A 13198-nucleotide genomic window follows, 5' to 3' on the forward strand; every position below is an offset into this window, starting at 1 on the left:
AGCGGTTCTATTCGGCTCCTCTGCTACACTGCTGAATCGTTCGATAGACGGACTCAGGGTCGTCGACGTTCTCCAGCCGTATCGGTCCGAGGCCACGATTGAGCGATATCGTCCCGAAGCCGAGCAGCGACTGGACGCGGTTCTGCGTCAGTTCGTGACTCCGGAGTTTATCGAACCGGACGCCCTTCGAGTGGACCCGGAACAGCAGCTCGTACCGTTGTTCGACCCGGTCGGTCGTGACGAGATACGTCGTCCGTCGGAGGATGATCGTCCGAACGACGAACCGAACCGTCAGGACCAGCGTGAGTAGCACCACGACCAGCGCCGCCGTGCTCGTGATGTCGGGCGACCCGAGCAACCCGGGGCTGGCCTGTAACAGCCCGAACACCGCCAGACCGACCACGAGGACGACGCCCAGCCGAATGAGCGTCGGCTTGACCGTCGGATGTGTTCGAACCAGTTCCGTTACTTCCTCGTCCGATTCGTTTCCGTTCGCTACCTCCGCCGTGTCTACCTGTTTTGCTGTCATGTTATGCAACTCCGATGAGGTACGCGACGACTGAACCGCCCACGTAGACGACGGGCGAGAGGGCAACTGCGACGATAGCCAGCAGCGCGTTGCTCCGGCTCGCGTGATGGTTGATGCGAGCGCCGAGATACAGCGAGAAGAGATAGTACAGGACAGCGACGACGAGGAGCGCTAGCACCCACTGTCCGGCGGGTGAGACTGATCCCGGTATCAGCTCCCCTGGACGTCCGCCCGGGAGTTCGAGATCAGCACCGAAGACATCGATGATCGCGTAGACGAACTCGGCCTGGAGGTTCCGGACGAGTTTCCGGGCACCGGCAACTCCCTCCTGGTTGGTCAAGTACCAAACTCCGGTAAACACCGCGGCCAGGTATGCACTGGTGGTGTACACGACGGTGTGCATACTCTGGACGACACCTCGTGAGTCCCGGACCAGCAGGACGCCGGCGTGAAACGTGACCAGCGTGATCGCAGTCACAGCTGTGATGTACAGCGAGTTCTGGACGAACGCCGACAGCAACTGCCAGCTGGCCGCCGGCTCCAGGCCGTACTGTCCGACCGCGCTCCGGTACCCTGGCGGCGGCTGCTGACTGCTCTGGACGCCGATTCCGGCCAACGTCAGCGGAATCGCGTAGGCGGCGAGATTCACGACGTAGACGCCCAGCAGCGACCCCAGTTGGCGGAGCGCCTCTACCCGCGTCGACGCGTACGTGCTCGTCTGGAACTCGACGAACCGGTGCGGACGAAACAGCGCGTTGAATCCGCCCCGCACGAGCGCTCCGATGCCGTTGCCGGCCATACGATTCCATTCGCCATTCTGATGTTATATGTTGTGCTTTCTGTCACAACCCAGCCCAAACGGCCCCGATGCCGTTCCGGAAGCCGACTGGAACGTGCCGGGATCGACGGTGACGAACCCATCGCTGCGATCACTGACTGCTCGCCGATGCGGATCGCCTCTCGACGGTTGTGCTCGCAGCGCGCACGCTCAGACGCGACCGACACGCCTTTTTCTGCCACCTCCCGAGTGTCCGTACATGGACCGACGCACGTACCTCCAGGGGCTCGGCGCGGGCGCTGTCGCCGCGACGGCGGGCTGTCTCGGCTCGTCGTCCGGCGGGGACTCCGGGAACACTGTCCTCGACGCGCCGGAGGGCCTGGAGTACGATCCCGAGAAGGTCGGCTGGCCGACCCACGGCGACGAACTCCCGGTCGTCGACGCGCCGGACCCGATCGCCGACCAGCGAATCTCCACCGAGCAGTTCGAGGGCTCGCGTGCCGTCATGACGACCTTCTTCTACACGCGCTGCCCCGACGGGGTCTGTCCCGCCCTGATTCAGCGGCTCCGTCAGTCCCAGACCGTCGCCACCAACGAGGGGTTCGCCGACGACGTCGCCTTCCTCCCGGTGACGTTCGACCCCGAGTGGGACACCGGCGGCGTGCTGACCGACTACGCCGACGAACAGGGGGTCGACCTCGACGCCGGCAACTGGCACTTCCTCCGGCCCGAGACGTTCGACGCCGCCCAGTCCCTCGCCGACGAGCAGTTCGGACTCCCGGTCGAGAAACTCGATCCGGAGGAGGCCGACCACGACCACGAGGGGAACGAGACGGCGGGCGACGGCCATCACGACGACGAGACCAACGCCACGAGCAGCGACCACGGCGAACCGCCCGACTACACCTTCGCGCACTTCGAGTTGATCGTCATCGCGAACGAGGAGGGCTACGTCGAGCGCGGGTACCCGAAGCTCTCGATGGCCCCGGCCAGTCAGGTCGTCGACGACCTCGAAACGGTCGTGAACGGATAATATGCGCCGACGAGAACTCATCGCCGCGGCGCTCAGCACGGGTGCCGTCGGTGCCGGCGGCTGGTACGCGCTCTCCGGCGGCCCGTCGGTCGGCGAGAACCCATCGGACACGGGGAGCGACGGCAACACCTCCGCACTCGGCAGTTCGGAGAACGCGAACGCGGACGGCTCCCGGATCGACCCGGTCGAACTCGACGTCGTCGACCCGGGCGGGGAGACGCGAACGGCGCGCGTTCCCGACGCGGATCGGGTCACCTTCATCGACTTCTTCGCGACCTGGTGTGCGCCCTGTGAGGAGCAGATGCCGGTGCTGGCCGACGTGTACGCCTCGCTCGAGGCCGACGTGCAGTTCCTGTCGGTGACGCCCGAACCGGTCGGGCGAACCATCACGAAAGCGGAGCTCCTGGAGTGGTGGGACGAGAACGACGGGACCTGGGATATCGCGCTCGACCGGCGCGCGGCGCTGAACGAGCGCTTCGGCGTCACCGCCTACCCGGCCGCCGTCGTCCTCGACGAGGCCGGGCGCTACCAGTGGACCCACCGCGGGCTCGCGGAGGCGGAGACGCTGCGAGAAGGGATCGAGTCAGTGCTATGATCGACCCGGCACTGGCGACTACGCTGGCGTTCGCTTTCACCGCCGGCCTGGCCACCTTTTTCTCGCCGTGTGCGTACCCGCTCGTCCCCGGCTACGTCGGCTACTGTCTGGACCGGCTGGACGACGAGGGATCGACGCTCGGCCCCGTCCTCGCTCGCGGGCTCGTCGCCGGGGCCGGCGTCGTCGTCACGTTCGCCGCGCTGCTGGGGCTGGCCTTCACCGTCGGGAACGCCGCGCTCTCGAAGGTCGTGCTCTTCGAGCCGATAGCCGGCCTCGCGCTCGTGGTGCTGGGCGTCCTCGTCGTCGTCGACCGCGCGCCGACGATTTCCATCCCGCTCCCGGAGCGGCGCTCGGGCGTGCTGGGGTTCGGCGTGTTCGGTGCCGGGTACGCCCTCGCCGCGGCCGGGTGCGTGATACCGGTGGTGCTCGCGGTCGTCGCCCGGGCGGTGTCGCTACCCAGGGTCGAGGGCGCGCTCGTCCTCGGGACGTACGTCGGCGGCGTCGCGCTGCTGATGGTGACGCTGACGGTGGCGACCGGTCTCGGGCTGGGGTCGGGCCTCCGGCGACTGGCCGCCCACACCAGGCACTTCGAGCAACTCGCCGGCGTCGTGATGATCCTCGCCGGCCTCGGCCAGCTCTACCTCGCGATCGTCGTGTTGAACGTGCTGTGAGCTGATTCCGCGAGCTCACTCGAACGCGCCGTTGTCCTCCAGAAGCCCCATCAGCGCGTCCTCGACGGCCGCCGGTTCTTCGGCGGCGACCAGATGGCCGGCGTCGACGCCCTCGAACTCCCCGCGCGGGAGCCCGTCGGCGAGGTCCCGTCCGGCCTCGACCGGGACGACCGCGTCCCCGCGGCCGTGACAGACCAGCGCCGGCGTCGTCACCTCGTGGAGGGTGTCACTGCAATCGAAGGCAGTCATCGCGTCGGCCTGGGCGGCCCACCCCTCGGGGTCGGCGTCGTCCTCGGCCCGCCACTCGACGATGCGGTCGACGGCCTCCGGGTGGTCGTCGACGACGACCGGCGAGAACGCGCCCCGGAGCGACTCGCGGAGCGCGTCGGGGTCGTCGCGCGGGGCCGCGAGTGCGTCCAGCGCCGCCCGGTCGACCCGGCTTCCGTCGGCCGTGGTCCCCAGTAGCGTTAGCGTGTTTGCCCGCCCGTGGTCGCGGGCGTGCCGGAGTGCGACCATCCCGCCGAGGCCAGCGCCGACGAGGTGGACAGTCCGAGCGCCGTGGTCGGCGAGGACCGCCTCCAGGTCGGCCGCGAGCGTCGCCACGTCGTACGGCCCGTCGGGGGCGTCCGACCGTCCGGTCCCGCGGAGGTCCCAGACGAGCGGCTCGACCGGGCCGGCCAGCGCATCGGCGAGCCAGCTCCAGCACCACGCGCCGTAGCCGACCGGTTCCACGAACGCGACGGTCGGCCGGCGCTCGCTGGCGCGGCTCCGTTCGGCGGTCCGAGACCGGGCGCTCCCGGGGGTCCTGTAGTACAGCTCCACGCCGTCGTTGGTCGCTGTCGGCATGCTACCTCGGCCTCCGAGCGCCAGCGACAAGAGTCGTTCAGGTCTCGCCTCGGCAGGTGTCGATCCCCAGCAGCGTGTTCAGCGGACAGAACTGGATGAGGGCGTTGAACAGGAACTCGCCGGCCGCGGCGCTGAGGAGGGTGCCGCGCGTCCCCTCGTTTCGCTCCAGGGCCCTGACGGCGACGACGGCCAGTGCCACGCCCAGCAGCGCCCGGAGTTTCCGGTCGAGACCGCACACGTTCTTCGGAAGCGGCATGGTCGTACGTACGGCACCAGGCAGTTAACCGCACGACCGGCGTGTTCAAGCCCCTTATATGCCGTCCTCGGTCGCCCGTTCGCGGGCGGCCTCGCCGTCGTTGAACCCGGCCGCGATCTCCTCGACGCCCGTCGCGTCCACTGCGGTGGCCGGTGCGGTCAGCGGCGAGACCGACACCTCGCCCTCGATGAGCGCGCGGCGGTCCGTCCCTTCCGGATAGCGGTCGCGCGTTTCGTCGTCGGTGGGGAAGGGGTTCTCCCACCCGACGGTGCCGGGCCAGACCACGTCCCGGATGGCGATGTCGCCGTCGCGGGGCTTCCCGATGTCGACCTCGTCGCGGTCGGTCACCTCGTGTTCGACGTGGATGTCGTAGTCGTGATGGGGTTCGGTCACCCGCATCGGGGACTCGGGCACGTCGACGGGCGCGTTGACGTTGAGCATGTCCACCGTGTCGAAGATCCCTGCCGACAGCGAGCGGACGACGAGTTCGCGGGCGACCCGCGCCGGGCGGCCGAAGTCGTACTCGGCCGGCGGGTGGACGAAGAAATCCCGGTTGTGATAGGCGGAGACGGCGATCCCGGGGGTATCGAGGAAGCCGGCCTCGATGCAGGCCCCGACGGTTCCCGACCGGCCGACGACGTAGTTGCCGGCGTTGGGGCCGTGGTTACAGCCCGACACCACGAGATCGAACTCGGCGTCGAGGCCGCCGATCCCGTAGGCAACGCAGTCGGCGGGCGTGCCGTCCAGCGCGTAGCCCCACGGGTGGTCCTCGCGGGCGGTGCGGTGGGTTCGGGTGCGGCCGACGCCGCTCTGGTTGTCCATCGGGGCGACGACCGTCACCTCCGCCGGACCGGTGAGTTCCTCGTAGAGGGCCGCCAGCCCGGGCGCGTCGATTCCGTCGTCGTTTGTCAGCAGTACGTGGGGCTTGCTCATCCGAACGTGCGTCAATTCGGTCGAGCGCGCGTGAGTCTTTCGGCGCAGTGAGACGGGATAGCATCGGTCCGCATCGGTCGTACGTCAACACAGCAACGGACGAGAAACCGGGACAAAGGTGACAGCACGGCTATGTCTGCTGCCGGCGTCAGTACCAGTAGGCGATTTATCATGGCCCAATCGACGACCCGACGGAGCGTACAGAAGTTCACGACGACCGGCCGCTGGTCCGGCGCGTTCACCGGCGGCCTCACGGCCGGCCTGGTGATGGGCCTGCTCATGCAGTTCCTCGCGGAGATGATGCCGATGGTCGGTGCACTCTACGGCACCCCCACGGCGACGGCCGGCTGGATCGCGCACGTCTTCCACAGCGTGGTCCTGGCGCTGGTGTTCGCTGCCATCGTCACCAGTTCCCCCGGCAACCGCTACGCGACGAGTCCGAGGGCGATCGTCGGCTTCGGACTGGCCTACGGTGCGATCATCTGGCTCGCCCTCGCGGGCGTCGTCATGCCCGTCTGGCTCGGCGCGGTCGGCGTCCCCAACGTGCCGGTCCCGAACCTGACGGCGACGTCGCTCGGCTTCCACCTCGTCTACGGCGGAATCCTGGGCATCGTGTACGCGATCGCGCGCGCACCCGCGCTGCGGCGCGTAGCAGACCGGGCGAACCCGGACGCCCAGTAGAACAGTTCTCGTTTTTCGATTCGGTGTCAGGCACCGCTCCGTGCTACCCGCAGGGCAACGCTGTCGGAGCGAGTCGGCCCCGTCACTGCTCGTCGCCGAACTCGCTGCCGAGTGCGTTCGCGAGTGCGAGCAGGAACCCCATGCCGCGCTGCGTGTCGGGGTCCCGGAGCGTCCCGACGAGCCCGCGGAGTCCCGGTGACTCCGCGGCCTCGCCGCTGGCTTCGCCGACGGCGGCCAGCATCGATTCGAGGCCGCTGGCGACGTCGTCGTCCGCGGCGGTGTCGGCGAGTTCGCCCAGTCGGCTGCCCGTCGCGGTGAGGTTCATCACCATCTCGTCGTCCATCGCGGCCGTCACGAGCGAGAGCGTGTCGGCCAGCGCCAGCACGTCGTCGAGCGTGCCCGAGCGTTGCAGTCGGGCCAGCGTCTCGATGGCGTCGGCGAGGTCGCCGGCGTTCTCGCCAGTGGCCTCGCCAAGCTGTGCGAGTTCGTCCGTGGCCATGCCGTCGGCGGCGGCCCCGAGATCGTTCGCAGTGCCCGTGAGCGACATGATCATCTCGTCGTCCAGCGCCGAGGTGGCGACGGCCGTCCCGTCCAGCAGGTCGTTGACCTCGCCGAGGTGGCCGAGGAAGCGCGCGACCTCCTCGGGGTTCTCGGCGATGGCCTCCTTGACGTCCGGTGGGAGTTCCTCGTCGACCGACGCCTCGGGTTCGGCCTCGGCGTCGACGGTCGTCTCGTCGGTGTCTGATTCGGACATGCTGGTCACCTCACAGGAGTCCCCTGGCGGTCAGCCAGTAGGACTCGTTGTAGCCGAGTTTCGCCCAGTGGACGGGTTTCGACGGTTTTCTGACCGTCGGCTGGGTGCCGTACTCGAAGTCGACGAACGTCGCCTCGTCCATGCCGGCCTCGATGAAGCAGATGGTCTTGCCCTGGTAGGTCGCCGTCGGGGTCTCCCCGCGGACGTGGCTGGCAAGGCGGTCGGCGACGACGCCGGCCTCGTAGTGGGCGACGCTGCCGGCCTTGCTCGTGGGTACGTCCGCGATGTCGCCGAGCGCGTAGACGTCTTCGGCTTCGGTGGCTTCGAGCGTGTGCTTGTCCACGTCGACCCAGCCGTCCTCGGAGAGCCCCGCGTCGACGACCAGGTCGCTGCCGTGGTGGGGTGGAATGCCCACCAGCAGGTCGTAGTCGAGTTCCTTGCCCTCCATCGAGTGGAGGACGCCCTCGTCGGGGTCGACCTCGTCGGCGTTGAAGAACGTCTCCAGGTTGATGTCGCGTTCCTCGAACGCCGCGCTGGCCCAGTCCGCGATGTTCTGGATCGCGTGGGCGCGCTGGATCGGGTAGGTGTACGTGATCTCGACGTCCTCGCGGAGCCCGCGCTCCCGGAACCAGGCGTCAGCCATGAGGACGAACTCCACGGGCGCGGCCGGGCACATGTGGGGCGTCCCGATCACGGAGAGGACGAGGTGGCCCTCGGTGAAGTCGGCCAGTTCGTCGCGGAGCCGCTGGGCGCCCTCGGGGCCGTAGAAGTGGTGGCCGCCTTCGGCGAGCCCGTCGAGTTCGTCGGGGACGAGCTGGGCACCCAGGCCGAGGGTGAGGTAGTCGTACCGCAGTGGCCGCCCGTCGCGAAGCGTGAGCCGCTTGTCGTCGGTGTCGATGGCTTCGACGCGGTCGTTGCGGATGTCGATGCGTCTGTCGACGAGGTCGGCCAGCGGTCGCTTGGCGTCGTCGACTGTCTTCTTCCCGAAGGGGACGTACAGGAAGGTCGGCTTGTACACGTGGTCCTCGCCGTCCGAGACGAGGATCACCTCGACGTCCCCGGATTCGAGTTCCGGTTTCAGTTCGTCGGCCAGGCGGTTGGCGAGCACGGTGCCGCCCGTCCCCCCGCCGACGATCGCGATAGTCTCTGTCATTGTTCTAAGTACATCTGTAGTTGTATGCGATTCGTGGGGAGCATGCCGTCAGTTCGTCTCGACGTACATGCTCCAGTAGTCGTCCTGTTCGACGACCTCGAGCAGGTCGTGGCCGGCTTCGTCCAGCCACTCGGGCACGTCGCCTTTCGAGCCGCTGTCGGACGTCTGCAGTTCGATGACGGTGCCCGGGTCTGCCTCCTTGACCTTGCCGATGAGGTCCATCAGCGGGCCGGGGCAGGTCGAACCGCGGGCGTCGATCGTTACGTCGGGGTCGTACTCTGTTTCGCTCATTGTGATCTCCTGTGTGGGTTGTGTAGTGTGTGGTTTCGTGGCTGTTCAGACGAAGACGATCTGTTTGTCCTGGGCGCGGTTGAGGAAGCCCGCGACGCCGAGGGTGTCCTCGAAGACGTCGACGTAGTCGTCGAGGTCGGTGTCGAGCAGGTCCATCGCCATCTCGCAGGCCCACAGCTTCAGCGGCCCGATCTCCTGGGCCTGCTGGAACTGCTCGGTGAACAGCGGGACGTCCGCGTCCTCGGCGTCCTGCATCGCTCGCCCGACGGGACCGACGTCGAAGTCGCCGGTCTCGACGACTTCCTCGTCGAAGGCCAGCAACCCGTCCATCGTCACGAACACCTCGACGGGGATGTCCGACGCCGCTGCGACCGACCCGATCGTGCTTACTGCCTGCACACGCGCGAGCTCGTTCGACGCCAGGACGATTGCATATCCTGTCATAGCACTCTCACAGGTGTCTCTACGACATCCGGGTATATAGTATTGTGGCACCATTCCAATACTCCGGGAAACTGTCCGCGGGCGGGATCGAGCGGGTGTCGCGGTCGTTTTTTGGTCCCCGGGGTCGTTGCACCGGTCACATGACCGTCCGCGAGGTGGCAGTCGAGGCCTACCGGGAAGGGCTTCCCGCGCTCGGTGCCAGCGTCGTGGGCGGACTCCTCGCGGGCGTCGTCCTCGGGGGGATGCGGGGGGAGTTCCGCGCCGTTCCGGGGCTCCTCGTGCTGGTGCCGGCGCTGCTGGCGACCCGGGGGAACGTCTACGGCTCGCTGGGGGCGCGCATCGCGACCGCGCTCCACCAGGGACTGATCGAACCGCGCGTTCGGACCGGCGACGACCGCCTCCAGCGGGCCGTCGCGGCCGCCATCGCCAACGGCCTGCTCGCGAGCACGTTCGCCGCCGTCGTCGCCTTTCTCGTCCTCACCCTCATCGGCTCAGGGCCCGCCCCGATCGCGACGCTCGTGGCCATCGCCCTGCTGGCCGGCCTCCTCTCGGGCATCGCGCTGTCCCTGACCGTCGTCCTCGTCGTGTTCGCGGGCTATCGACGCGGGTACAACCCCGACACGCTCGTCGGTCCCATCGTCACGACGGCGGGCGACGTCTTCGGCGTCGCCTTCCTGTTGCTCGCGGTGCGCGTCGTGCTGAGACTGGGGGGAACCTGATGACGACGGACTGGACCGTTCGGGCGATCATGCGCGCCGGCCTCCCGATCCTGCTCACGCTCACGCTCGTCGAGATCGGCAGCGGGCTCGTCCTCGGGAGCTTCGAGGCCTCGTTGTTGCGCTATCCCACGTTGCTGGTACTCGTCCCAGTCACTATCGGGACGGCGGGGAACCTGGGGAGTATCCTCGCGGCGCGGCTCTCGACGGTGTTTCACCTCGGCTTGCTCTCTTTCGAACCGGACGACGAACTCCTGGTCGGGAACGCGCTGGCGACGGTCGCACTCGCGTTGACGCTGTTCCCGGTCGTCGGGGCCGGCGCGTGGGGGCTCCAGGCCGTCGTCGGCGGGAACCGGCTGTCGCTTGGAACCATCGTGCTCGTCGCGTTCACGAGCGGTGCGGTGCTGTCGGTGCTGGCCGTCGTCGTCACGCTCATGACAACCTACGCGGCCTACCGGTTCGGGCTGGACCCTGACGACGTCGTGGTCCCGGTCGTCACCAACGTCTGTGACGTACTCGGCGTTCTGGTCCTCGTGGGCGTCGTCACCGTCCTGGTGTGATCGGTCAGGCACCGGCGGCGGGGAACCGGAGCGTGATCTTCGCGCCCCCCATCTCGTCACAGGAGTCACAGACCAGTTCGCCGCCGGCTGCAGTGACGACCCAGTTGACCAGCCACAGCCCCAGCCCGGTCGCGTGTTCTAGGTCCGTCTCGCGACCGGTCGTGAGCGCTACCCGCTCGGTCTCGGGGATACCCGGGCCGTCGTCGACGACGGTTATCGAGACCATCTCCGGGCCCGCGTCGTCGCTGTGGTCCGCCTCGTCGCCGGCTTCGCGACGGATCGTCACCCGGACGCTCGGCGGGTCGCTGTCGTTGTGGTCGATCCCGTTGCGGACCAGTTCCTCGATGGCGAACGTCAGCCCGTCGGTCGTTCGGGCGCGCAGTTCCTCCGGGGCCTGAACGGTCAGGTCGGCCCGGGTGTACTCCCGGGCGAGCGCCGCGACGGTGGTCTCTGCGACGTCGACGACGTCGAGGGCGCGGCGGTTGGCCGAACTCTCCCGGAGCGCGGCCTCGACCCGGCGCGCCTTGTCCGAGAGCGCGACGAGTTCCGAGGCGGCCTCTTCGATGGCGTCCAGGTTCGGGTCGGCCCCGATCGTCGATTCGAGTTGCTCGGTCCGCCCCTGGACGACGGTCATGCGGTTGCGGACGTTGTGCCGCAGCACTCGCGTCAGCACCGTCAGCCGCTGTTCGCGGAGCTTCCGTTCGGTTACTTCCCGGGCCGTCCCGGCCAGTCCCTCAACTGTCCCGTCGTCGTCGGTCAGCGGCGTGACGTTGAACTCGTAGGTGACCCGGTCGCCGACGGCGGTGAGCAGCGCCCCCTCCCGGGTCTCGGTCACCCCCTCGGAAGCGGCGGACTCGACCGCGTCCGCGAGCCGCTCTCTGTCCTCCCGGACGACGAGGTCCGGGAGGGCCGCCCCCGTCAACGCCTCCTCGTCGTAGACGGTCAGGTCGAGCAGTTCCCGGTTCCACTGCCGGAACGACCCGTCGGGACCGAGGACGTACGCCACGTCCGCGATGGTGTTCAGCACGCTCCGCGTGAAGGCGGTCGAGCCGTCGTGGTCGCTGCTCCCGACGGCCTGCTCGATTCGATGAGTGAGCAGTGCGGTGGGCGGGTCGGTCGGGTCCCCGCTCAGGACCTCCGTCGCACCGGCGGCGAGTGCCTCTGTAGCCACGGCGGGGTCGCCGACCACGACGACCGGGCGATCGACGGCCCCGGCTTCGACGGCGTCGAGGACCTCGCCCCAGCCCGTGCCAGTCGGGCCGTGCGCGACGACCACACAGTCGAGGGCCGGCAATCGCTCCCGGAGCTGGGACACGTCCGCGAGCTGTTCGACCTGGAGCGACTCGGACGCGACCGGGAGCGTGTCCCGCTGTCCGACCCCCATCGGACCGAGATATCCAACCCGAACCGTCGACCCCGCCCTCTCGTCCATCGTCCCCAGTTTGTGGCCACCGCTGACAAAGAAGTTCGCCGGATTTCGACCGTCGAACTCGGCGAACGCCCCGGCCGTCGATAGTCAGGGCTTTGATGGACAGGGCCCTACGGGCGGCCAGCATGGCCACGCCGGTCGGGACACTGCTCGCTGACGTGTTCTTCCGAGTGGCGAAAATCACCGTCTTCCTCGCCATCGGCGTGGGCCTGGCCAACGTCGCCATCCAGTTCGGAGCCGTCGAGTACGTGACGGGGCTGGCGAAGCCGCTGACGCGACCCGCGAACCTGCCGCCAGAGGTCGGGACGGCCATCCTGGCGACGACGGCCTCCCCGACGGCCGGCTACGGGATGCTCGCCGAGTACCGCGAGGCTGGCCTGCTCGACGACCGCGCGACGCTCGTCGCCGTCACGATGAACACGTTCTTCGGGTTCGCCCAGCACATCTTCACCTTCTACGCCCCCGTCCTGATCCCGATTCTCGGCCTGCAGGTCGGCCTGTTGTACGTCGGTGCCCGCGCGCTCATCGCGCTGGCGATCACGCTCACCGGCGTCGCGGCCGGGGCACTCCTGCTCTCGGACGCCAACGTCGACACGACGGTCGAGACCGACGCCGGGACCGGGACGGAAATTCCCGACGGCGGCACCGACGACGGGAGCGAGGGGCCGACCGGAACGCGAGGGAAACTCCGCGCCGCCGGGGTCGAGACCGTCGCGAAGATCCGCGAGATCCTGCCGCGACTCGCGGCGGTCTACCTCCTCGTCGTCGTGCTGGTCGACCGCTACGACCAGATCGAACAGTGGCTCTCACTGCCGGACATCGCGGGGGCCGTCGAGCCGATGACGAGTGCACTCGGCCTCCCGGGTGCCGCGGTGCCGACCATCGCCGTCTTCGCCATCGACACCACCAACGGCGCGATCTTCATCGCCCCCTTCGTCGAGAACGGCACGTTCACCCCGCGTCAGGCCGTTGCGACGATGCTCGTCGGCGGGATCGTCTCCTTCGCCGTCTCGACGTTCAAACGGTCGATCCCCTTCCAGTACGGCATCTGGGGCGCGGAGTTCGGCTCGAAGGTGATCCTGGTCAACACCGCGCTCAAGGTGGTGTTCATCGGCGTCGCGCTGGCGCTGTTGCTGTCCCCACTCTGAAAAACGGGAAAACTCAGTCGCGTGTGATGCCGTCCGTTCAGAGCCCGTGTTTTGATCTTGAGATACTGACGGAGCACCCGACGAACGACCGACCGAAACCCCGTTTAAACCCCCGACTTTGAGGGTTGTGAAATCGGCATCCGTACACACGGTGGTCCCGACTGTCATGCGGTTCGCTCGAAGGATGGACGAGAAATGGCTTATTCCTTCCGACTGTTCAACACCTTTGAGATAGGAAACACTCTCCACACAACTGCAGCGTGTCATAGAATCAGTCTCAGCCGGTCAGTAGAACTGCGAACCCAGCGTCTACCCTGAAGCGAACAACAGAGGGTTCTATTCTATCTCGAAACGGGCGAGTGTGTACTCCCGGTTCATATT

17 protein-coding genes are annotated in these 13198 nt (G+C 68.0%); 7 read left to right on the forward strand and 10 right to left on the reverse strand.

Annotation, left to right across the window (positions count from 1 at the left end):
• Window positions 1-7 precede the first annotated feature (7 nt).
• Both E2481_RS10700 and E2481_RS10705 read right to left on the reverse strand, forming a co-directional pair.
• Entirely contained in the window at window positions 8-529 is a 522-nt protein-coding gene (locus E2481_RS10700; RefSeq protein WP_136717130.1) for a PH domain-containing protein, read from the reverse strand.
• Window position 530: 1 nt separating this feature from the next.
• Window positions 531-1328 (reverse strand): hypothetical protein, encoded by a 798-nt coding sequence (locus E2481_RS10705; protein WP_136717131.1) that lies wholly within the window; start codon window positions 1326-1328, stop codon window positions 531-533.
• 238 nt (window positions 1329-1566) lie between these two features.
• Between E2481_RS10705 and E2481_RS10710 the strand changes: the two genes are divergently transcribed.
• Genes E2481_RS10710 through E2481_RS10720 form a run of 3 tightly spaced genes read left to right on the forward strand, consistent with a single transcriptional unit; the run spans window position 1567 to window position 3606 of the window.
• On the forward strand, window positions 1567-2340 hold the full coding sequence (locus E2481_RS10710) for an SCO family protein (RefSeq protein WP_136717132.1): 774 nt from the start codon (window positions 1567-1569) through the stop codon (window positions 2338-2340).
• A 1-nt stretch (window position 2341) separates the two neighbouring features.
• Window positions 2342-2935, forward strand: coding sequence for a TlpA family protein disulfide reductase (locus E2481_RS10715; protein WP_136717133.1), 594 nt, complete (start codon window positions 2342-2344; stop codon window positions 2933-2935).
• Window positions 2932-3606 carry a cytochrome c biogenesis protein CcdA gene (locus E2481_RS10720; protein WP_136717134.1) on the forward strand — a complete coding sequence of 225 codons (675 nt, stop codon included), beginning with the start codon at window positions 2932-2934 and terminating at the stop codon, window positions 3604-3606. The genes E2481_RS10715 and E2481_RS10720 overlap by 4 nt, the downstream gene beginning before the upstream one ends.
• Before the next feature lie 15 nt (window positions 3607-3621).
• Here the strand turns inward: E2481_RS10720 and E2481_RS10725 are convergent, their stop codons facing one another.
• The 3 genes from E2481_RS10725 to surE are packed head-to-tail and all read right to left on the reverse strand — an operon-like array spanning window position 3622 to window position 5641.
• Entirely contained in the window at window positions 3622-4452 is an 831-nt protein-coding gene (locus E2481_RS10725) for an alpha/beta fold hydrolase (RefSeq protein WP_136717135.1), read from the reverse strand.
• Window positions 4453-4489: 37 nt separating this feature from the next.
• Window positions 4490-4708: a YgaP family membrane protein gene (locus tag E2481_RS10730; RefSeq protein ID WP_136717136.1), complete on the reverse strand. Its 219-nt coding sequence runs from the start codon at window positions 4706-4708 to the stop codon at window positions 4490-4492.
• Between the two features lie 54 nt (window positions 4709-4762).
• Window positions 4763-5641, reverse strand: a complete 879-nt coding sequence (surE, locus tag E2481_RS10735) for a 5'/3'-nucleotidase SurE (RefSeq protein WP_136717137.1) — start codon at window positions 5639-5641, stop codon at window positions 4763-4765.
• 171 nt (window positions 5642-5812) lie between these two features.
• On the opposite strand from surE, the gene E2481_RS10740 reads away from it, so the two are divergent.
• Complete coding sequence (locus E2481_RS10740) at window positions 5813-6322, forward strand: hypothetical protein (protein WP_136717138.1); 510 nt, start codon at window positions 5813-5815, stop codon at window positions 6320-6322.
• Between the two features lie 82 nt (window positions 6323-6404).
• On the opposite strand, the gene E2481_RS10745 is transcribed toward E2481_RS10740, so the two are convergent.
• From E2481_RS10745 to E2481_RS10760, 4 genes are read right to left on the reverse strand one after another with little or no spacing between them, the layout of a single operon-like run.
• Entirely contained in the window at window positions 6405-7076 is a 672-nt protein-coding gene (locus E2481_RS10745) for a DUF1641 domain-containing protein (protein ID WP_136717139.1), read from the reverse strand.
• Window positions 7077-7086: 10 nt separating this feature from the next.
• The gene (locus tag E2481_RS10750) at window positions 7087-8229 is read right to left on the reverse strand and encodes an NAD(P)/FAD-dependent oxidoreductase (RefSeq protein ID WP_136717140.1); all 1143 of its coding nucleotides are present in this window, start codon (window positions 8227-8229) and stop codon (window positions 7087-7089) included.
• A gap of 48 nt (window positions 8230-8277) precedes the next feature.
• A complete protein-coding gene (locus E2481_RS10755; protein WP_136717141.1) occupies window positions 8278-8520 on the reverse strand; it encodes a sulfurtransferase TusA family protein in 243 nt (80 codons plus the stop codon).
• 45 nt (window positions 8521-8565) lie between these two features.
• Window positions 8566-8964: a DsrE/DsrF/DrsH-like family protein gene (locus E2481_RS10760; RefSeq protein ID WP_136717142.1), complete on the reverse strand. Its 399-nt coding sequence runs from the start codon at window positions 8962-8964 to the stop codon at window positions 8566-8568.
• Window positions 8965-9104: 140 nt separating this feature from the next.
• On the opposite strand from E2481_RS10760, the gene E2481_RS10765 reads away from it, so the two are divergent.
• Window positions 9105-9683: a magnesium transporter gene (locus E2481_RS10765; protein WP_136717143.1), complete on the forward strand. Its 579-nt coding sequence runs from the start codon at window positions 9105-9107 to the stop codon at window positions 9681-9683.
• A complete protein-coding gene (locus E2481_RS10770; RefSeq protein ID WP_136717144.1) occupies window positions 9683-10240 on the forward strand; it encodes a magnesium transporter in 558 nt (185 codons plus the stop codon). The genes E2481_RS10765 and E2481_RS10770 overlap by 1 nt, the downstream gene beginning before the upstream one ends.
• Window positions 10241-10244: 4 nt before the next feature.
• On the opposite strand, the gene E2481_RS10775 is transcribed toward E2481_RS10770, so the two are convergent.
• Window positions 10245-11672: a PAS domain-containing protein gene (locus E2481_RS10775; RefSeq protein WP_136717145.1), complete on the reverse strand. Its 1428-nt coding sequence runs from the start codon at window positions 11670-11672 to the stop codon at window positions 10245-10247.
• Between the two features lie 95 nt (window positions 11673-11767).
• On the opposite strand from E2481_RS10775, the gene E2481_RS10780 reads away from it, so the two are divergent.
• Window positions 11768-12817, forward strand: coding sequence for a nucleoside recognition protein (locus E2481_RS10780; RefSeq protein WP_169302422.1), 1050 nt, complete (start codon window positions 11768-11770; stop codon window positions 12815-12817).
• Window positions 12818-13198 lie beyond the last annotated feature (381 nt).

This window comes from Halorientalis salina (assembly GCF_005049285.1).
Lineage (GTDB): Archaea > Halobacteriota > Halobacteria > Halobacteriales > Haloarculaceae > Halorientalis > Halorientalis salina.